Below are 17,342 nucleotides of genomic sequence, written 5' to 3'. Positions count from 1 at the left end.
CAGCCGATCGGCGAGGTCTCCTGGGTCGAGATCGACAACCACGACGACCTCGCGCGCGGGCGGGAGATCGCGTGCCGATACTGACGCGGCTCATCCCCTCGCCGGTGGTCGTGGACATCCGCCCGGGTGCCCTGTCCGACCTGGCGAGCATCCTCGCCGACCAGCGCATCTCGCACTCCGGCCGCCTCGCCGTCGCCGTCAGCGGCGGCTCCGGCGCCAAGCTGCGCGAGCGCGTCGCGCCGTCCCTGCCGGGTGCCACCTGGTACGAGGTCGGCGGCGGCACGCTGGACGACGCCGTGCGCCTGGCCGACGAGATGAAGTCCGGCCGGTACGACGCGGTGGTCGGACTCGGCGGCGGCAAGGTCATCGACTGCGCCAAGTACGCGGCGGCCCGCATCGGTCTGCCGCTGGTCGCGGTCGCCACCAACCTCTCCCACGACGGCATCTGCTCGCCCGTGTCCATCCTGGACAACGACGCGGGCCGGGGCTCCTACGGTGTGCCGACGCCCATCGCGCTGCTCATCGACCTCGACGTGATCCGTGAGACCCCGGTGCGCTTCGTGCGCTCGGGCATCGGGGACGCCGTGTCGAACATCTCGGCGGTCGCGGACTGGGAGCTGGCCAACCGGGTCAACGGCGAGAAGATCGACGGTCTCGCCGCCGCCATGGCCCGCCAGGCGGGCGAAGCCGTGCTGCGCCACCCCGGCGACTGCACGGACGACGGCTTCCTCACCGTGCTCTCCGAGGGTCTGGTGCTCTCCGGCATCGCCATGTCGATCGCCGGTCACACCCGGCCGTCCTCCGGCGCCTGCCACGAGATCAGCCACGCGCTCGACCTGCTCTACCCCAAGCGCGCGGCGAGCCACGGCGAGCAGGTCGGTCTCGGCGCCGCCTTCGCCATGCATCTGCGCGGCGACCACGAGGGCTCGTTCCTCATGGCCGCCTCGCTGCGTCGGCACGGGCTGCCGGTGCTGGCCGAGGACATCGGGTTCAGCGAGGACGAGTTCGTCCGGGCCGTGGAGTTCGCGCCGGAGACCCGGCCGGGCCGCTACACGATCCTGGAGCACCTGGAGCTGTCCCCGGACGGGATCCGGAAGGCGTACGCGGACTACGCGGCCACGCTGACCGGCTGACCAGGGCCCGGTTTGACCCCTGTGGGGCCTGCCCGTACCCTTGACTGTCGGCGTGTCTGAACACGCCACATCCCCGTAAACCTTTTTCCCTCCCGGTCACACCCGGTGTGGCCGGGAGAGGTCGTCCATGGTGTTTTACCGGTGCGGCTGGCCTGCGGGGGTGCCGTACTTCGAGCGAAAGTGAGATCCGCGTGTACGCCATCGTGCGCAGCGGTGGTCGCCAGCACAAGGTTGCTGTCGGCGACATCGTTGAGGTTGACAAGATTTCCACCGCCAATGTTGGCGACACGGTCGAGCTCTCGACCCTGCTCGTTGTCGACGGCGACTCCGTGACCAGCGACCCGTGGGTGCTGGCCGGCATCAAGGTCCAGGCCGAGGTCGTGGACCACCACAAGGGCCAGAAGATCGACATTCTGCGCTACAAGAACAAGACCGGCTACCGCCGTCGTCAGGGCCACCGCCAGCAGTACACGGCGATCAAGGTCACTGAGATCCCCACGGCTGCGAAGTAAGGGACTGAGAACAGATGGCACACAAGAAGGGCGCATCGTCCACCCGGAACGGTCGCGACTCCAATGCCCAGCGGCTCGGCGTGAAGCGCTTCGGCGGTCAGGTCGTCAGCGCGGGTGAGATCCTGGTCCGCCAGCGCGGCACCCACTTCCACCCGGGCACCGGTGTCGGCCGTGGCGGCGACGACACGCTGTTCGCGCTGCTGCCCGGCGCCGTGGAGTTCGGCAAGAGCCGCGGCCGCAAGGTCGTGAACATCGTTCCGGTCGCCTGAATCCTCTGATTCACGGCCGCGACGAAGCATTTCGCGCGAGGCGGACCTCACTTCCCGGTCGGGAAGGCAGGTCCGCCTTTCGCGTGTTGACATAGGTAGTACCCGTACTTTTCTGGAGGCACCCACCATGACCACCTTCGTGGACCGCGTCGAACTGCACGTCGCCGCGGGTAACGGAGGCCACGGCTGTGCCTCCGTCCACCGTGAGAAGTTCAAGCCGCTCGGCGGTCCGGACGGCGGCAACGGCGGCCGGGGCGGCGACGTCATCCTCACCGTCGACCAGTCCGTGACCACGCTGCTCGACTACCACCACTCCCCGCACCGCAAGGCGACCAACGGCAAGCCCGGCGAGGGCGGCAACCGCTCCGGCAAGGACGGCCAGGACCTGGTCCTGCCGGTCCCGGACGGCACCGTCGTGCTGGACAAGGCGGGCAACGTGCTCGCCGACCTGGTCGGCCACGGCACCTCCTACGTCGCCGCGCAGGGCGGCCGGGGCGGTCTCGGCAACGCCGCGCTCGCCAGCGCCCGCCGCAAGGCGCCCGGCTTCGCGCTCCTCGGTGAGCCCGGTGACCTCCAGGACGTGGTCCTTGAGCTGAAGACCGTCGCCGACGTGGCCCTGGTGGGGTACCCGAGCGCGGGCAAGTCCTCGCTGATCTCCGTGCTCAGCGCCGCCAAGCCGAAGATCGCGGACTACCCCTTCACCACCCTGGTGCCCAACCTCGGTGTGGTGACGGCCGGTTCGACCGTCTACACCATCGCCGACGTGCCCGGTCTGATCCCGGGCGCCAGCCAGGGCAAGGGTCTGGGTCTGGAGTTCCTGCGCCACGTGGAGCGCTGCAGCGTCCTGGTGCACGTGCTGGACACCGCGACCCTGGAGTCCGAGCGCGACCCGCTGTCCGACCTCGACATCATCGAGGAGGAGCTGCGGCAGTACGGCGGTCTCGACAACCGTCCGCGCATCGTCGTCCTGAACAAGGTGGACGTGCCCGACGGCAAGGACCTCGCCGAGATGGTCCGCCCCGACCTGGAGGCGCGCGGCTACCGCGTCCTCGAGGTGTCGGCGGTCGCCCACATCGGTCTGAAGGAACTGACGTACGCCCTCGGTGACATCGTCGCCAAGGCGCGTGCCGCCAAGCCCAAGGAAGAGGCGACGCGCATCGTCATCCGGCCCAAGGCCGTGGACGACGCGGGCTTCACGGTCGCCCGCGAGGAGTTCGAGGGCGAGCCGGTGTTCCGCGTGCGCGGCGAGAAGCCCGAGCGCTGGGTCCGCCAGACCGACTTCAACAACGACGAGGCTGTCGGCTACCTCGCCGACCGGCTCAACCGCCTCGGCGTCGAGGACCGGCTGATGAAGGAGGGCGCCCGCTCCGGCGACGCCGTCGCGATCGGTCCCGAGGACAACGCGGTCGTCTTCGACTGGGAGCCCTCGGTCACCGCCGGCGCCGAGATGCTCGGCCGCCGTGGCGAGGACCACCGCTTCGAGGAGCAGCGCCCCGCCACCCAGCGCCGCCGCGACAAGCAGGCGGAGCGGGACGAGGCGGAGCGGGAGTTCAACGACTTCGAGGCGTTCTAGGGCTCACCGGGCAGGCGTTCGGGCACCCGCTGCCGGACATTCCCGGCCGTCCTCCCGGGCTGTCGGACTCGATTTTCCGTCGGAGATGGGCGAGTCTGGCGTGCACGGGAGGACGTTCGAGGAGGCATGGGGATGAGCTGGCTGATCACGGGCGGTGCCGGATACATCGGCGCTCATGTGGTGCGCGCCATGACGGCGGGCGGCGAGGACGTGGTCGTGTACGACGACCTGTCCACCGGCAGCGCGGACCGGGTGCCCTCCGGGGTGCCGCTGGTCGTGGGCAGCGTGCTCGACGGCGAGCTGCTCGAGCGCACGATCCGCGAGCACGGCGTCACCGGTGTCGTGCACATCGCGGCCCGCAAGCAGGTCGGCGAGTCGGTCGAACGCCCGCTGTACTACTACCGGGAGAACGTCACCGGGCTGCAGACCCTGCTGGACGCGATGACGGCGACCGGCGTCGACCGCGTCGTCTTCTCCTCCTCGGCGGCGGTCTACGGCATGCCCGACGTGGACCTCGTCACCGAGGACACGCCCTGCCTGCCGATGAGCCCCTACGGCGAGACCAAGCTGGTGGGGGAGTGGCTGATCGCGGCCGCCGCCCGCGCCCACGGTCTGCGCGCCGTCAGCCTGCGCTACTTCAACGTGGCCGGCGCCGCCGCACCGGAGCTGGCCGACACGGGCGTCTTCAACCTCGTCCCCATGGTGTTCGAGCGCCTGGAGGAGGGCGAGGCGCCCCGGATCTTCGGCGACGACTACGCCACCCCGGACGGCACCTGCGTGCGCGACTACATCCACGTCCAGGACATCGCCTCCGCCCACCAGGCCGCCGCCGTACGGCTGCGCGAGGCTCCAGCGGGCACCTCGCTGGTCCTCAACATCGGGCGGGGCGAGGGCAGTTCGGTGCGCGAGATGGTCGACCGCATCCTCAAGACCACCGGCCACGAGGACGTCGTCCCCGAGGTGACCCCGCGCCGCCCCGGAGACCCCGCGCGGGTCGTCGCCGCGGCCGACCGCATCCGCGCGGAGCTGGGCTGGAGCGCGCGGTTCGGTCTGGACGACATGATCGAGTCGGCGTGGGGCGGCTGGCGCCACCGGCACCCCCGCGACTGATCGGGGGGCGGAGTCCGGGGAACCTCAGCCCTTGAGGTCCGCCTTGTCGCCCATGACCACGACCGGGTGCTGCTTCGGGTCCAGCGTGCGCAGCAGGTACTCCATGTCCGCCTTCGGCTGGCTCACGCACGCCGAGGTGCCGCTGCCGTGGTCCATGTGCAGCCAGATGCTGCCGCCCTTGGTCTGACCCTGCGGACGCGTCGGGTCGTTGGGCGGAGTGCCCTTGACCCGGTTGTAGTCGATGGCGATGACGTAGTCGAAGTCGTTCCAGTACGACTTCTTCCAGTAGTGCGGCGCCTGGAAGGCGGCGGAGCGGGTGTACGGCAGCTTCGTGCCGGGCGAGGGGAGGACACCGCCCGCGTCGCTCAGCGTGAAGACGCCCACGGGGCTGCGCTTGTCGCCCTCGTGATGGTCCGTCGTCCAGCCCTTGCGCCCGTTGTGGGCGGACCAGGTGCGCTGCTGCTTCCAGACGGAGCCCGTCTTCTCGTAGAGCGCCACGGTCGAGTCGGCCGAGTCCTTGCCGTCGCCGTACACCGCGACGACCTGCCGCGTGTTCTCCGGCACCTGCTTCCACAGCCGGTCCCCGATGTCCGGGACGCGCTTGAGCGGGGCGGTGTGCGGTTTGGCGTCCGCGTTCCCGCCCTGTGCCTTCGGGGTGTCCGGGTGACCCGAACCCCCGCAAGCCGCCAGACACACCGTCAGCAGGGCGACCCCCGTCGCACCCGCCATCACCCGCACCGAACCGCCGTTTCGCATGGGCTCCATGGTCGCAGACCGTGACCCGTCGGGGGCGCGAGGGTGTCCGGAAAGACCGTAGGGGTTCCCCGTGCGACCCGTCTCGCGCGCGCGTCCGCGTGCTGGACGGGTGCGCGGGCGGTCACCCGCTTCGCGTAGATTGCACGCGGGACCGCATGGATTCCACGCGGGCGCGCGAGGGGACAGAGGGCAAGGTGGCAAGCGCAAGGCAGGCCGTGGGCGAGGCCCGCAGGATCGTCGTCAAGGTGGGCTCCTCCTCGCTGACCACCGCCGCGGGCGGACTGGACGCCGACCGGGTGGACGCGCTGGTGGACGTGCTCGCCAAGTTCCGCGCCCCGGGTGCGGACGGCGCGCCGCGCGAGGTCGTGCTCGTCTCCTCCGGCGCCATCGCCGCCGGTCTCGCCCCGCTGGGGCTGCCCCGCCGCCCCCGCGACCTGGCCCGCCAGCAGGCTGCCGCCAGCGTCGGTCAGGGGCTGCTGGTCGCCCGCTACACCGCCTCCTTCGCCCGGTACGGCGTCCGTGTCGGGCAGGTCCTGCTCACCAGCGACGACATGAGCCGCCGCAGCCACCACCGCAACGCCTCGCGCACCCTCGACAAGCTCCTCGCGATGGGCGCGTTCCCGATCGTCAATGAGAACGACACCGTCGCCACCGACGAGATCCGCTTCGGCGACAACGACCGCCTCGCCGCCCTCGTCGCCCACCTGGTCCGTGCCGATCTGCTGGTCCTCCTCTCCGACGTGGACGGCGTCTACGACGGCGATCCGAGCAAGCCCGGCACCTCGCGGATCGCGGAGGTGCGCTCCCCGGCCGACCTCGCGGAGGTCGAGATCGGCAGCGCGGGCAAGGCGGGCGTCGGCACCGGAGGCATGGCCACCAAGGTCGAGGCCGCCCGCATCGCCGCCGCCGCGGGCATCCCCGTCGTGCTGACCAGCGCCGTCCACGCGGCCGACGCCCTGGCCGGGGGCGACACCGGCACCTGGTTCCACCCCACGGGCAAGCGCTCCGCCGACCGGCTGCTCTGGCTCCAGCACGCCTCCACCCCGCAGGGCTCCCTCACCCTGGACGACGGCGCCGTCCGCGCGGTCGTCGAGGGGCGCAAGTCGCTGCTGCCCGCCGGGATCGCCGCCGTGGAGGGCGAGTTCGGCGCGGGCGACCCCGTCGAGCTGCGCGACACCGCCGGACGCGCCGTCGCGCGGGGCATCGTCAACTTCGACGCCAAAGAGCTGCCCCGGTTGCTCGGACGTTCGACCCGCGAGCTGGCACGCGAGCTGGGCCCGGCGTACGAACGCGAGGTCGTGCACCGGGACGACCTGGTACTGCTGCACGTGTGACCCCGGGGGAACCGCGCGTAAAGCGGGGCACAAGGACCGCCCCCGGTGGGGGACGTTCCGCAAAACCGCCACGCGGAGCCCTCGGGCCTGCTCAACTTTGTCTCGGGGACATGTTGAAGGGACACGTTCCGTCAAGGGGCCATGCGTGAAGGAGGCTGTCGTGCGACGAGTCCGTCCTGGGGCGGCGTCCCGTGGTGCTCTGACGAGCGTCGCGGCCGGGGACACCTACGAGGAGCCCAAGGACCTGCCCCGCCTGTGGCATGTCACCCTCAGCGTCTCCGGGGAGTGCGTCCCCGTGCAGGACCTCAGGCGCGCCCTGGAACAACTGGCCCACGACCACCCCTTCCTCCTGACCAGCCGGTACGCCGGTGACCACGCCGAGATCCGGTACTGGGAGGAGGCGCGCGACCTGCACGACGCCGCCGCCGTCGCGCTGCGCCTGTGGGGCGAGCACCGGCAGACCGCCGGGCTGCCGGCCTGGGAGATCGTCGGACTGGAGGTCATCGACCGCGAGACCTACCACCAGCGCATCGCGGAGGGGTACGGACCCGCGCCCGCGACACCGGTGGGGGTGCACCCGTTCTGAGCGGGGCGGGGCACTCGCGGTCCGCAGGGCGCGGGGGAGCGGCGGCGTCTCGGGTTGCGGAACAGGGCAAGCCGGGCGCGCCGCGCGCATTACCCTTCCTGCCATGACCACGCTCTCGCCGTACGACTCGATGTCCCCGGTCACCCGCGCCGCCTACCGGGCCAAGGCCGCCGCCGCCGACCTCGCCCCGCTCCCGCGCGCGGTGAAGGACGACGCGCTGCTCGCCGTCGCGGACGCCCTGGAGGTCCGCACGAGCGAGATCGTGGAGGCCAACGCCAAGGACGTGGCCAAGGCGCGGGAGAACGGCACCAGCGAGTCCATCGTCGACCGTCTCACCCTCACCCCCGAGCGGGTCCGCGCCATCGCCGCCGACGTGCGCGACGTGGCCAAGCTGCCCGACCCGGTCGGCGAGGTCGTGCGCGGCTCCACGCTGCCCAACGGCATCGACCTGCGCCAGGTCCGCGTCCCGCTCGGTGTCGTCGGCATCATCTACGAGGCGCGCCCCAACGTCACCGTGGACGCCGCCGCGCTCTGCCTGAAGTCCGGCAACGCCGTCCTGCTGCGCGGCTCCGCCTCCGCCTACGAGTCGAACACCGCGCTCGTCCGCGTGATCCGGGACGCCGTCGGCGGCGCCGGGCTGCCCGCCGACGCCGTCCAGCTCGTGCCCGGCGAGAGCCGCGAGAGCGTGGGCGAGCTGATGCGCGCCCGAGGTCTCGTGGACGTGCTCATCCCGCGCGGCGGCGCCTCCCTGATCCGTACGGTCGTGAGCGAGTCCACCGTCCCGGTCATCGAGACCGGCACCGGCAACTGCCACGTCTACGTCGACGCGCAGGCCGACATCGACACCGCGATCGACATCCTCGTCAACTCCAAGGCGCAGCGGCCCAGCGTCTGCAACGCCGCCGAGACCCTCCTGGTCCACCAGGACATCGCGGACGCCTTCCTGCCCCGCGCCCTGGACGCGCTGGCCGAAGCCGGGGTCACCGTGCACGCCGACCCGCGCGTGCTCGCCCTCGCCGGGGACTCCAAGGCCACCGTCGTCGAGGCCACCGCCGAGGACTGGGAGACCGAGTACCTCTCCTACGACATCGCCGCCGCCGTCGTCGACTCCCTCGACAAGGCCGTCGAGCACATCAGGCTGTGGTCCTCGGGACACACCGAGGCGATCGTCACCACCTCGCAGCAGGCGGCGCGCAGGTTCACCCAACTGGTCGACTCCACCACCGTCGCCGTGAACGCCTCCACCCGTTTCACCGACGGCGGGCAGTTCGGTTTCGGCGCCGAGATCGGCATCTCCACCCAGAAGCTGCACGCCCGTGGCCCCATGGGGCTCCCGGAGCTGACCAGCACCAAGTACATCGTCACCGGTGACGGACACGTGCGCGGCTGACCCGTTCGGAGTACGGCCGGAAACCGGTCCCGGGGGCGGACGAATTTCCGTACCGTCTGCCCAAATTGACCCCCCAGGTCTACTCTGGACCCGTGCCGGAGGACGTGGGGGGCACGCCGTTCCCGGACGGCTGGGAGCCCGACGACGACCACGACCGCGGAGCGACGGACGATGAGTTCGCCTCCGTGGTCTTCGACGAGGGCTTCGTACAGGCGGCCACCGTCCATGAGCCCAGCGCCGTCGAGCGCCTGCTCGCCGCCGCCCAGGCGCGCGCCGAGGCATTCGAGGCGGAGGCGCGCCGCGCCCACGCCTCGGCCGAGCACTACGACGAGCTGTACGGCCCCGGGCACACCGGTTTCGGCCACGACGCGGACGACGACCCGCGCGACGGCTACGCCCCCGGGGAGAGCCCCGGCTTCCTCGGTCCCTACGGCAAGCAGATCCGCTGGCACCGGCCCGTCGCCTGGGTGCTCGCCGTGGTGATGGGCGTCGGCATGGTGGCCCTGGCCTTCGCCGCGGTCTACCGGGGTGCCTCCTCCGGCACCCGCGACCAGGTGCCCGCCCCCGCCTCCAGCGGGCTCGGCAGCGGAGCGGCCGCCGTGCCCGTGCCGTCCGTCTCCGCCGACTACTCCCAGCCCGCGGTCTCCGCCGTCCCGAAATCCCCCTGAGCGGGCACGACGCGCGTCACCCGCACGGCCGTCGTGTGCCCGGTCGTCCCCTGCGCGGTTTTGATGAGCCCCTGTCAGAAGTTGTCGCGTACCGGCGCGTTTACGGGAGGCTCGCCCGACCTACCCTGAAAGTATGGGCGGGCCTGGAGACCCACCGGAGGGGACACCCGAGGGCAGCCCCTCAGGTGCCGAGGACGAGTACCGATCCGTCGTGTTCGACGAGTCGTTCGTCCGCGCTGCCCGGCTCCAGGAGTACTCCGCGCACGAGCGCATGACCGACCACGCCCCCGCCGTACGCCGCCGGGGACCCCGCCACCGGCGGCTGGTCACCCGGCAGGCGCTGGCCCTCGTCGTGCTCCTCGCCATCGCCTTCGGCACCGCCCTCTACATGGGCGTCCGTCACCCGTACGGCTCACCGCAGGCGCGCAGATCCGATGAATCGCTGCGGACCACCGTCGTCCCGCTCGCGCCCCGGGGCGAGGTGCCCGGCGCCGCCGACGCCCGCACCCTCTTCGAGCGCAGCCCCGCCGCCCCGTTCGCGAGCGGCATCGAGGGCGTCCCGCTGCCCGCCGTCCGGGCCACCGCGCACTTCTCGGAGAGCCAGGTCCAGGCCGCCCTCACCACCGCCCGGACCTACCTGGTGCGCTCCTCGCTCGACCCCGACGTACTCGCCGGGCGCGCGGTCCGGCCCGTGCGCGCCCTGCTCGACGCCGGGCAGCTCGGCCAGTTCGACCGCAGCATGAACCGGCCCGCCCCGGACGGCAGACATGCCGCCACCGGCTGGCTGATCCGCTTCGACCCCGCCCGCGCGGTGCTCGCCGACGACCGGATCCGCGTCCTGGGCACCCTGCGCGCCGTCGAGACCGACGCCGCGACCCTGGAGATCTCCTCCGACAGCACCTTCGTCTACGCCCTGCGCCCCCGGGGCTCCACCCGCGCCACGGCACAGGTGTCCCTGTTCACCGTCCGGCGCGCGCTGACCTTCCGTTTCGACAGCGACAACCTGCGCGTGGGACAGACCCGGCTGGTCTCCTCCAGCACGCAGGCGGGACCACTGTCCTGCGCCGAGGACACCTCGGCGCGCCTCCACCCGCTCCTCGCGGGCCAGACCGCCCGGCCCGGCGGACCCGCGGTCACCGACCCGTACACCGCCCCCACCCCGACGGCCCTGTGCGGCACCCTGTCGGACGCGGCGCAGCCGAAGCCGTGAGGCGCGGGGGCGCGGGAACGGCTCAGGGCCGGCCCGGCGTCGCCTCCGGGTCGTCCGGGGTGCCCGGGGTGGTCTTGCCGTCCTTCGACGGCGGGGCGCTCGTGAAGCCGTTGAAGCCCCGGCGGACCCGGCCGCCGAGGTCGCCCGCGCCGCCCGCCAGGTCCGAGACCAGCTTCATCAGCGGGTCCTTGGACGTCTTCACGTCGCTCGCGTAGCTCGACGCGGACTCCCGGAACGACTCCCGGACCCGCGCCTCCTTGTCGTCCTCACGGCGCGGGTAGTGGCCGTCCATGATCCGCTGGTAGTCGCGGGACTCGGCCCACCGCTTCAGCTCGGCGGCCCGCACCGTGGTGAACGGGTGCGAGCGGGGCAGCACGTTGAGGATCTTCAGCACGGAGTCCCGCAGGTCGCCCCCGGCGTCGTACTCCTCCGCCTGCTCCAGGAACGCGTCCACGTTCATCTCGTGCAGATGGTTGCCGCCCGCGATCTTCATCAGACCGCGCATCGACGCCCGCGGGTCCTGGCCCACCAGGAGACCCGCCCGGTCCGCCGACAGCTCCGACTTGCGGAACCACTCCCGCAGCGCCGTCACCAGCGCCATGATCGCCAGATTGCCCAGCGGGATCCACGCGACCTTGACGGCCAGCGTGGTCAGGAACAGCAGGATCGTGCGGTACACCGCGTGCCCGGAGAGCGCGTGGCCCACCTCGTGCCCGACGACCGCCCGCATCTCCTCCTCGTCCAGCAGCTCGACCAGACCCGTGGTCACCACGATGATCGGCTCGTCCAGACCGATGCACATCGCGTTCGGCTGCGGGTTCTGCGTGACGTACATCGGCGGGACCTTCTCCAGGTCCAGGATGTAACAGGCGTCGCGCAGCATGTCGTGCAGATGGGCGAACTGGCGGTCGGAGACCCGCACCGAGTCGGACAGGAACAGCAGCCTCAGGCTCCGCTCCGGCAGCAGCCCGCTCAGCGTCTTGAAGACGGTGTCGAACCCGCTCAGCCTGCGCAGCGCCACCAGCGCCGAACGGTCGGCCGGGTGCTCGTACGCCCGGGAGGAGATCCCGGGGAACCGCCTGCGCTGCCTGCTCGGCACCCGCTCGGACCCACCCTGCTCGCGCTCTGCTTCGGACATGTCATCCCCCTGCTGCGTCGTGAGTGCCGTGCCCCCCGGGCCGGGCCCAGCCTAGGCGGCGTACCGTGGAGCGGGCAGTACCACCGAAGGAGTCCACGCCATGGAGCACCATCTCGCAGCCGCCCGGCTGACCGAGGCCGCCGCGAACGCCGTCCCCGAGCACGGGTCGGGGAACCTGCTCCGCATCATCCTCGTCGTGATGATCCTGGGCTGCGCACTGACCGGCTGGTTCCTGATGAGCGGCTACAAGCGGAAGGACGACTGACCCGCCGGGAAGGTTCCCGCACGGTCGCGATCCGGCCGCCCTGTCCGGTCCGCCCCGGGGCGGCGACCCCCGCCCCGCCGCCGTAGACCGGAGTCGGCGTGATCTCCGCCGGGCCACCCGCTTACGATGAACCCACGTCTTTATCCCGCCCACACGCGTTAGGTCCTGCCGAAGATGAGCATCCACAGCGCCGCCGTCCAGTTGGTCACCCTCGCCGCCGAGACCGAGGAGCGGGGCGGCCACCACAACAGCCTCAACCCGGCCGTCACCGGCGGCTGCGCCCTGGGCATCCTGCTGCTCCTGCTGTGGATCACCACGCGCTTCAACCGCGACCGCTGAGCCGGGACCTGATCCCCGCACAGGTGTCGCACTACGGGCCGGTAGGGTCTGCACGCATGGGAGAGCAGGACATGCCTACCGGTCCGGCGGACGGGACGGCCGCCCCCGCGGCCGGCACCGGCACAGGGCACACCACCCCCGGGGCGCCCGGCACGACACCCGACGGGCCACGGCGCACGGTGCACCTGGAGAGCCACGGACCCGTCCGCACCGGCAAGCGCCGGCTCGGCGTCATGGGCGGGACGTTCGACCCGATCCACCACGGGCACCTGGTGGCGGCCAGCGAGGTCGCCGCGCAGTTCCACCTGGACGAGGTGGTCTTCGTGCCCACAGGGCAGCCCTGGCAGAAGTCGCACCGCGCGGTCTCCCCGGCCGAGGACCGCTATCTGATGACGGTCATCGCGACCGCCGAGAACCCGCAGTTCTCCGTCAGCCGGATCGACATCGACCGCGGCGGTCCCACCTACACCGTCGACACCCTGCGCGACCTGCGTGCCCTCAACCCGGACACGGACCTGTTCTTCATCACCGGCGCCGACGCCCTGGCCCAACTGCTGACCTGGCGGGACTCGGCGGAACTGTTCTCCCTCGCGCACTTCATCGGCGTCACCCGCCCCGGCCACCAACTGACCGACGCGGGGCTGCCGGAAGGCGGTGTCTCGCTCGTCGAGGTCCCCGCCCTGGCGATCTCCTCCACGGACTGCCGTGCGAGAGTCGCCAAGGGCGACCCCATCTGGTACATGGTGCCGGACGGAGTCGTGCGCTACATCGACAAGCGTGAGCTGTACCGCGGCGAGTGAGCCGAGAGGGGCACCGGTGAACGACCGATACGACGCTGGGTACGGCGGCGAGCAGTACGACGACCAGTACGACGGGAACAACTACGAGATCGTCGGCTACGACGACTACGGGCGCCCCGTCTACCAGCAGGTCCCCGCCCGCTCCGGCGGCCAGGACCACGACCCGTACGCCCGCCAGGGCTACGGCCAGGGCGGCTACGACACCGGCCAACAGCCGCCCGTGCCCCCCGCCTACGACCCCTACGGCACCCAGGGAACCCAGGGCACCCAGGGCGCTCAGGGCACCGACCCCTACGGGCAGTACGACGGCTACGGCACGCAGGGGACTCAAGGCGGCGCCGCCCCCTACGACCCCTACGGGCAGGCGGCCACCAGCGGGCAGCAGCCCCGCGTCACCGAGCAGACCGCCCACATCCCCCAGCAGGGCGGACCCGCCTCCCGGGGCGCCGCCCCGGAGGAGCCCGAGGAGCGGACGGGCAGCACGCCCGCGCCCGCGCGGGAGGGCCAGGAGCCGGACGGCGAGGAGCAGTTCGCCTTCGCCGAGGAGCCGGACGGCGAGTCCGAGGACGTCATCGACTGGCTGAAGTTCACCGAGAACCGCACCGAGCGCCGCGAGGAGGCCCGCCGCCGCGCCCGCAGCCGGGTCATCGCCCTTGTCGTCGTGCTCGCACTGGTCGCCGTCGGCGGCGTCGGCTACCTCTGGTTCGCGGGCAAGCTGCCCGGGCTGTCCTCCGCCGCCAAGAAGGGCGGCACCGCCGTCGCCGCCGGGGCGCAGAAGCGCGACGTGATCGTCGTCCATCTGCACAACACCGGCAAGAGCGGCACCTCCACCGTCCTGCTCGTCGACAACACCACCACCAAGCGCGGCACCACCGTCCTGCTGCCCAACTCCCTCGCCCTGTCCGACGATTCGGGCACCACCACGACGCTGGCCAAGTCGGTGGACGACGACGGCTCCTCGGGCACCCGCGACCAGATCGACACCGTGCTCGGCACCAGCATCCAGGGCACCTGGCGCCTGGACACGCCGTATCTGCAGAACCTGGTCGAACTCGTCGGCGGCATCGAGGTCGACACCACCACCGACGTGCCCGACCCCGACGCCAAGAAGAAGGGCGCCGAGGCGCTCGTCCACCGGGGCAAGGACCAGACCCTCAGCGGCAAGATGGCCGTCGCCTACGCCACCTACCGCGCCCCCGGCGAGACCCAGAACGCCCAACTGGAGCGGTTCGGGCAGGTTCTCCAGGGCGTGCTGCGCAAGGTGTCCTCCGACCCCTCGGGCGCCACCACGACCGTGCAGACCCTCGCGCAGATCCTCGACCCCTCCCTGACCGACAAGGACCTCGGCGCCTTCCTGGCCAAGCTCGCCGAACTCGCCAAGGACGGCTCGTACAAGACCGTGCTGCTGCCGGTGCAGAGCGACGGCACGCTGACCGCCCAGACCAGTGACAGCGTGGTCAAGGACGTGCTCGGCGGCGCCGCCAAGAGCCCCGACGCCGGTTCCGCGGTGCGCGTCTCCGTGCAGAACGGCACCGGGGTGAAGGACGACGCCGAGAAGGCGCGCGTGGTCCTGCTCAACGGCGGATTCACCTTCGTCGACGGCGGCAGCGCGGGCGCCCAGAGCGCCTCCCGGGTCGTCTACTCCGGCGCCGCCGACAAGGAGAACGCCACCGAGGTCGCCAAGACCCTCGGTCTGCCGGACACCGCCGTCACCAAGGGCTCCGTCACCTCCGGCGCCGACGTCCTGGTCGTCCTCGGCCAGGACTACCGGCCCGGCGCCTCCTGAGAAGAGCCCCGCGCCACCGAGGCACCCCGGGTGACCCGAACGTCACGTGGGGTGCCTCACCCCTTCCGTGAGACCCTTGGATTCCCGGTGACCGCCGCGGGCCGCGTCCTTCCCGGACGCCCCGCACCCAGCCGATCCCCGCCCCCGACCGAAAGCTTCACAGTGACCGCCACCGACCGTTCCCTCGAACTCATCAGCACCGCCGCCCAGGCGGCGGCCGACAAGCTCGCCCACGACGTCATCGCCTACGACGTCAGCGACGTGCTGTCCATCACCGACGCGTTCCTGCTGGCCTCCGCGCCGAACGACCGCCAGGTCAAGGCGATCGTCGACGAGATCGAGGAGCGCCTGCTCAAGGAGCGCGGCGCCAAGCCCGTCCGCCGCGAGGGCGACCGCGAGTCCCGCTGGATCCTGCTCGACTACGTCGACATCGTCGTCCACGTCCAGCACAGCGAGGAGCGCGTCTTCTACGCCCTGGAGCGGCTGTGGAAGGACTGCCCCGAGCTGGAGCTGCCCGAGGAGGCCAAGGCCACCCGCGGCAAGGCGGAGGAGCACGCCAAGGAGCGCGCCGAGGCCGGTGACCAGCCCGGCGAGGAGTGGTGATGTCGGCCACCGGTGAGGTGACCGACGCCAAGGGCCGGGGCCGCCGCGTCATCCTGTGGCGGCACGGCCAGACCGCCTGGAACGTGGACCGCCGCTTCCAGGGCACCACCGACGTCCCGCTGACGGAGACCGGCGTCGGACAGGCCCGCCGGGCCGCGCGGCTGCTGGCCTCGCTGGAGCCCGACGCGATCGTCGCCTCCGACCTCCAGCGCGCCTCCGACACGGCCGCCGAGCTGGCCGCGCTCACCGGTCTTGAGGTCACCCGCGACGAGGGTCTGCGTGAGACCTACGCGGGCGCCTGGCAGGGGCTGACGCACGACGAGATCATCGCCCGCTACGGCGAGGACTACGCCGCCTGGAAGCGCGGCGAGCCGGTCCGCCGCGGGGGTGGCGAGCTGGAGACCGAGGTCGCCGACCGCGCTGCCCCGGTCGTGCTGCGGCACGCCGAGAAGCTGCCGGAGAACGGCACGCTGGTGGTGGTCAGCCACGGCGGCACCATCCGCACCACGATCGGCCGGCTCCTCGGCATCGACTCCCACCACTGGGAGAGCCTGGGCGGTCTCTCCAACTGCTGCTGGTCCGTGCTCGGCGAGGGCGCCCGGGGCTGGCGCCTGCTGGAGCACAACGCGGGCACCCTGCCGGTGCCGGTCCTCGGCGACGACGACTGAGCCCGGATTTCACTTTCCGGCAGGTCACCGGCTAAAGTTCTTCTTGTTCGCCCGCCGAGCGGGAAGAACGCGAGGGGCTATAGCTCAGTTGGTAGAGCGCCTGCATGGCATGCAGGAGGTCAGGAGTTCAATTCTCCTTAGCTCCACAGATCGGCACTCGGTCGAGTGTCAAAGATCGACAGGGAAGATCCCGTCCTCCACAGGGCGGGATTTTTTCGTGTTCCGGCGGCGGATGATCTCCACCGGCTTGAGTCGCTCGGGGCGCTGCGGGCGTATACAACGGCGGAGGCGTTCCGGGTGGCTGCCTGGGCGCTTGCCGCGACCGCCGCGTCGGTGGCTGTGTCCGGACTGGTACTCAGGCGTCGCTGACCGTATCGCCCGGCCGTGGCAGAATCAGACGGCCGGAAGGGGACGCGGCCCGCACGGGAGGGAGTGGCGATGCCTGCGAGCATCCTTGGGGAGGTCGGCCACCTCCTCGGGACGGCCTGGATACGGGACACGGCCACCCGGCTCCGCTGCCCTTCCTGCGGCTCGGCGCATGTCGCCCAGGTCCTCGGCGACAACGGCGGGATCTCCTACGTGTGCACGGCCTGCGGCCATAGCTGGAGCTGAGCGATGGGTGCACACAGGCGGAAGTGCGACTGGTGCGGCAGTGGTACGCCCATCGTCCGCGACATGGAACCGATCAACCCCGACTACCAGTACTGGTGCGAGGAATGCGCCCGGGCGCTGATCATAAAAGGCGACCCCATCGAGACCTACCGTGAGCTGGAGGGCGAGCCGATCTACGGGCGGCTCCTCGAAGAGCACTGCACGCTCAAGCGGTTCTACTCCTTCGTCACCGCCTGAACCGGGCAGCCGGAGCTGACCAGCCGGAACCGACCAGCTGGAATCGGACATAGAGCCCTTTACGGCGTCATACCGGAAACCGATTTGGTGCTCACCGTCGGGGACCGTGTAAGGTTGGCGACGCCTCCGGGGGAACCCGGAAGGGCACCGCGAGGGGCTATAGCTCAGTTGGTAGAGCGCCTGCATGGCATGCAGGAGGTCAGGAGTTCAATTCTCCTTAGCTCCACAGAAAATCGAAGAAGGCTTGCGCCGCCTCCGGGGAAATCCGGAAGAGCGCCGCGAGGGGCTATAGCTCAGTTGGTAGAGCGCCTGCATGGCATGCAGGAGGTCAGGAGTTCAATTCTCCTTAGCTC

At 71.4% G+C, this 17,342-nt stretch carries 20 protein-coding genes, 2 tRNA genes and 1 pseudogene; 21 read left to right on the top strand and 2 right to left on the bottom strand.

Annotation, left to right across the window (positions count from 1 at the left end; translation table 11 throughout):
- The 6 genes and pseudogenes from IF655_RS30660 to galE all read left to right on the top strand — a co-directional run.
- Positions 1-84, top strand: a pseudogene (locus IF655_RS30660) (phosphocholine cytidylyltransferase family protein); the annotation flags it as partial.
- Positions 72-1,133, top strand: coding sequence for an iron-containing alcohol dehydrogenase family protein (locus tag IF655_RS30655; protein ID WP_199588469.1), 1,062 nt, complete (start codon positions 72-74; stop codon positions 1,131-1,133). The pseudogene IF655_RS30660 and the gene IF655_RS30655, both read left to right, overlap by 13 nt.
- 191 nt (positions 1,134-1,324) lie before the next feature.
- A complete protein-coding gene (rplU, locus tag IF655_RS30650) occupies positions 1,325-1,645 on the top strand; it encodes a 50S ribosomal protein L21 (protein WP_018545136.1) in 321 nt (106 codons plus the stop codon).
- A 14-nt stretch (positions 1,646-1,659) separates the two neighbouring features.
- On the top strand, positions 1,660-1,914 hold the full coding sequence (gene rpmA / locus IF655_RS30645) for a 50S ribosomal protein L27 (RefSeq protein WP_199588467.1): 255 nt from the start codon (positions 1,660-1,662) through the stop codon (positions 1,912-1,914).
- 127 nt (positions 1,915-2,041) lie between these two features.
- Positions 2,042-3,487, top strand: a complete 1,446-nt coding sequence (obgE, locus tag IF655_RS30640; RefSeq protein WP_199588465.1) for a GTPase ObgE — start codon at positions 2,042-2,044, stop codon at positions 3,485-3,487.
- A gap of 132 nt (positions 3,488-3,619) precedes the next feature.
- Positions 3,620-4,597 (top strand): UDP-glucose 4-epimerase GalE, encoded by a 978-nt coding sequence (galE, locus tag IF655_RS30635; protein ID WP_199588464.1) that lies wholly within the window; start codon positions 3,620-3,622, stop codon positions 4,595-4,597.
- Positions 4,598-4,621: 24 nt separating this feature from the next.
- On the opposite strand, the gene IF655_RS30630 is transcribed toward galE, so the two are convergent.
- Positions 4,622-5,353, bottom strand: a complete 732-nt coding sequence (locus tag IF655_RS30630; RefSeq protein WP_199588471.1) for a L,D-transpeptidase family protein — start codon at positions 5,351-5,353, stop codon at positions 4,622-4,624.
- 194 nt (positions 5,354-5,547) lie between these two features.
- Here IF655_RS30630 and proB point away from each other — a divergent pair, with 194 nt between their 5' ends.
- The 5 genes from proB (at position 5,548) to IF655_RS30605 (ending at position 10,541) form a co-directional block, all read left to right on the top strand.
- A complete protein-coding gene (proB, locus tag IF655_RS30625) occupies positions 5,548-6,687 on the top strand; it encodes a glutamate 5-kinase (protein WP_307815107.1) in 1,140 nt (379 codons plus the stop codon).
- Between the two features lie 160 nt (positions 6,688-6,847).
- Positions 6,848-7,273 (top strand): hypothetical protein, encoded by a 426-nt coding sequence (locus tag IF655_RS30620; RefSeq protein WP_199588460.1) that lies wholly within the window; start codon positions 6,848-6,850, stop codon positions 7,271-7,273.
- Positions 7,274-7,376: 103 nt separating this feature from the next.
- Complete coding sequence (locus IF655_RS30615) at positions 7,377-8,663, top strand: glutamate-5-semialdehyde dehydrogenase (RefSeq protein ID WP_199588458.1); 1,287 nt, start codon at positions 7,377-7,379, stop codon at positions 8,661-8,663.
- Between the two features lie 65 nt (positions 8,664-8,728).
- Positions 8,729-9,331, top strand: coding sequence for a hypothetical protein (locus tag IF655_RS30610; RefSeq protein WP_199588456.1), 603 nt, complete (start codon positions 8,729-8,731; stop codon positions 9,329-9,331).
- Positions 9,332-9,464: 133 nt separating this feature from the next.
- Positions 9,465-10,541, top strand: a complete 1,077-nt coding sequence (locus tag IF655_RS30605) for a hypothetical protein (RefSeq protein ID WP_199588454.1) — start codon at positions 9,465-9,467, stop codon at positions 10,539-10,541.
- Between the two features lie 22 nt (positions 10,542-10,563).
- Here the strand turns inward: IF655_RS30605 and IF655_RS30600 are convergent, their stop codons facing one another.
- Positions 10,564-11,679 carry a M48 family metallopeptidase gene (locus IF655_RS30600; RefSeq protein ID WP_199588452.1) on the bottom strand — a complete coding sequence of 372 codons (1,116 nt, stop codon included), beginning with the start codon at positions 11,677-11,679 and terminating at the stop codon, positions 10,564-10,566.
- 100 nt (positions 11,680-11,779) lie between these two features.
- Between IF655_RS30600 and IF655_RS30595 the strand changes: the two genes are divergently transcribed.
- From IF655_RS30595 to IF655_RS30550, 10 genes are all read left to right on the top strand, one after another.
- Positions 11,780-11,944: a hypothetical protein gene (locus tag IF655_RS30595; protein ID WP_199588450.1), complete on the top strand. Its 165-nt coding sequence runs from the start codon at positions 11,780-11,782 to the stop codon at positions 11,942-11,944.
- Positions 11,945-12,118: 174 nt separating this feature from the next.
- On the top strand, positions 12,119-12,283 hold the full coding sequence (locus IF655_RS30590; RefSeq protein WP_018545148.1) for a hypothetical protein: 165 nt from the start codon (positions 12,119-12,121) through the stop codon (positions 12,281-12,283).
- A 56-nt stretch (positions 12,284-12,339) separates the two neighbouring features.
- On the top strand, positions 12,340-13,083 hold the full coding sequence (nadD, locus tag IF655_RS30585) for a nicotinate-nucleotide adenylyltransferase (RefSeq protein ID WP_199588448.1): 744 nt from the start codon (positions 12,340-12,342) through the stop codon (positions 13,081-13,083).
- A 16-nt stretch (positions 13,084-13,099) separates the two neighbouring features.
- Complete coding sequence (locus IF655_RS30580; RefSeq protein WP_199588446.1) at positions 13,100-14,869, top strand: LytR C-terminal domain-containing protein; 1,770 nt, start codon at positions 13,100-13,102, stop codon at positions 14,867-14,869.
- A gap of 162 nt (positions 14,870-15,031) precedes the next feature.
- On the top strand, positions 15,032-15,472 hold the full coding sequence (rsfS, locus tag IF655_RS30575; RefSeq protein ID WP_199588444.1) for a ribosome silencing factor: 441 nt from the start codon (positions 15,032-15,034) through the stop codon (positions 15,470-15,472).
- Positions 15,472-16,140, top strand: coding sequence for a histidine phosphatase family protein (locus tag IF655_RS30570; RefSeq protein WP_199588442.1), 669 nt, complete (start codon positions 15,472-15,474; stop codon positions 16,138-16,140). The genes rsfS and IF655_RS30570 overlap by 1 nt, the downstream gene beginning before the upstream one ends.
- 73 nt (positions 16,141-16,213) lie before the next feature.
- A tRNA-Ala gene (locus IF655_RS30565) sits at positions 16,214-16,286 on the top strand.
- A 292-nt stretch (positions 16,287-16,578) separates the two neighbouring features.
- Positions 16,579-16,752: a hypothetical protein gene (locus tag IF655_RS30560; RefSeq protein ID WP_199588441.1), complete on the top strand. Its 174-nt coding sequence runs from the start codon at positions 16,579-16,581 to the stop codon at positions 16,750-16,752.
- A gap of 3 nt (positions 16,753-16,755) precedes the next feature.
- The gene (locus IF655_RS30555) at positions 16,756-16,989 is read left to right on the top strand and encodes a hypothetical protein (protein ID WP_006136074.1); all 234 of its coding nucleotides are present in this window, start codon (positions 16,756-16,758) and stop codon (positions 16,987-16,989) included.
- A gap of 153 nt (positions 16,990-17,142) precedes the next feature.
- A tRNA-Ala gene (locus IF655_RS30550) sits at positions 17,143-17,215 on the top strand.
- Positions 17,216-17,342: the final 127 nt, after the last annotated feature.

This window comes from Streptomyces sp. DSM 110735 (genome assembly GCF_016482685.1).
In the GTDB taxonomy this organism is placed as follows: domain Bacteria; phylum Actinomycetota; class Actinomycetes; order Streptomycetales; family Streptomycetaceae; genus Streptomyces.
Note: the sequence above shows the minus strand (reverse complement) of the source record. Positions and strands in the feature narration are given on the sequence as shown.

What these genes read in the sequence shown, in the direction of transcription:
- rpmA (WP_199588467.1), top strand. Translation starts at nt 1,660, where the DNA reads ATGGCACACAAGAAGGGCGCATCGTCCACCCGGAACGGTCGCGACTCC.
- obgE (WP_199588465.1), top strand. Translation starts at nt 2,042, where the DNA reads ATGACCACCTTCGTGGACCGCGTCGAACTGCACGTCGCCGCGGGTAAC.
- galE (WP_199588464.1), top strand. Translation starts at nt 3,620, where the DNA reads ATGAGCTGGCTGATCACGGGCGGTGCCGGATACATCGGCGCTCATGTG.
- IF655_RS30630 (WP_199588471.1), bottom strand. Translation starts at nt 5,353, where the DNA reads ATGCGAAACGGCGGTTCGGTGCGGGTGATGGCGGGTGCGACGGGGGTC.
- IF655_RS30615 (WP_199588458.1), top strand. Translation starts at nt 7,377, where the DNA reads ATGACCACGCTCTCGCCGTACGACTCGATGTCCCCGGTCACCCGCGCC.
- IF655_RS30605 (WP_199588454.1), top strand. Translation starts at nt 9,465, where the DNA reads ATGGGCGGGCCTGGAGACCCACCGGAGGGGACACCCGAGGGCAGCCCC.
- IF655_RS30600 (WP_199588452.1), bottom strand. Translation starts at nt 11,679, where the DNA reads ATGTCCGAAGCAGAGCGCGAGCAGGGTGGGTCCGAGCGGGTGCCGAGC.
- IF655_RS30595 (WP_199588450.1), top strand. Translation starts at nt 11,780, where the DNA reads ATGGAGCACCATCTCGCAGCCGCCCGGCTGACCGAGGCCGCCGCGAAC.
- IF655_RS30590 (WP_018545148.1), top strand. Translation starts at nt 12,119, where the DNA reads ATGAGCATCCACAGCGCCGCCGTCCAGTTGGTCACCCTCGCCGCCGAG.
- nadD (WP_199588448.1), top strand. Translation starts at nt 12,340, where the DNA reads ATGGGAGAGCAGGACATGCCTACCGGTCCGGCGGACGGGACGGCCGCC.
- IF655_RS30570 (WP_199588442.1), top strand. Translation starts at nt 15,472, where the DNA reads ATGTCGGCCACCGGTGAGGTGACCGACGCCAAGGGCCGGGGCCGCCGC.
- IF655_RS30560 (WP_199588441.1), top strand. Translation starts at nt 16,579, where the DNA reads ATGCCTGCGAGCATCCTTGGGGAGGTCGGCCACCTCCTCGGGACGGCC.
- IF655_RS30555 (WP_006136074.1), top strand. Translation starts at nt 16,756, where the DNA reads ATGGGTGCACACAGGCGGAAGTGCGACTGGTGCGGCAGTGGTACGCCC.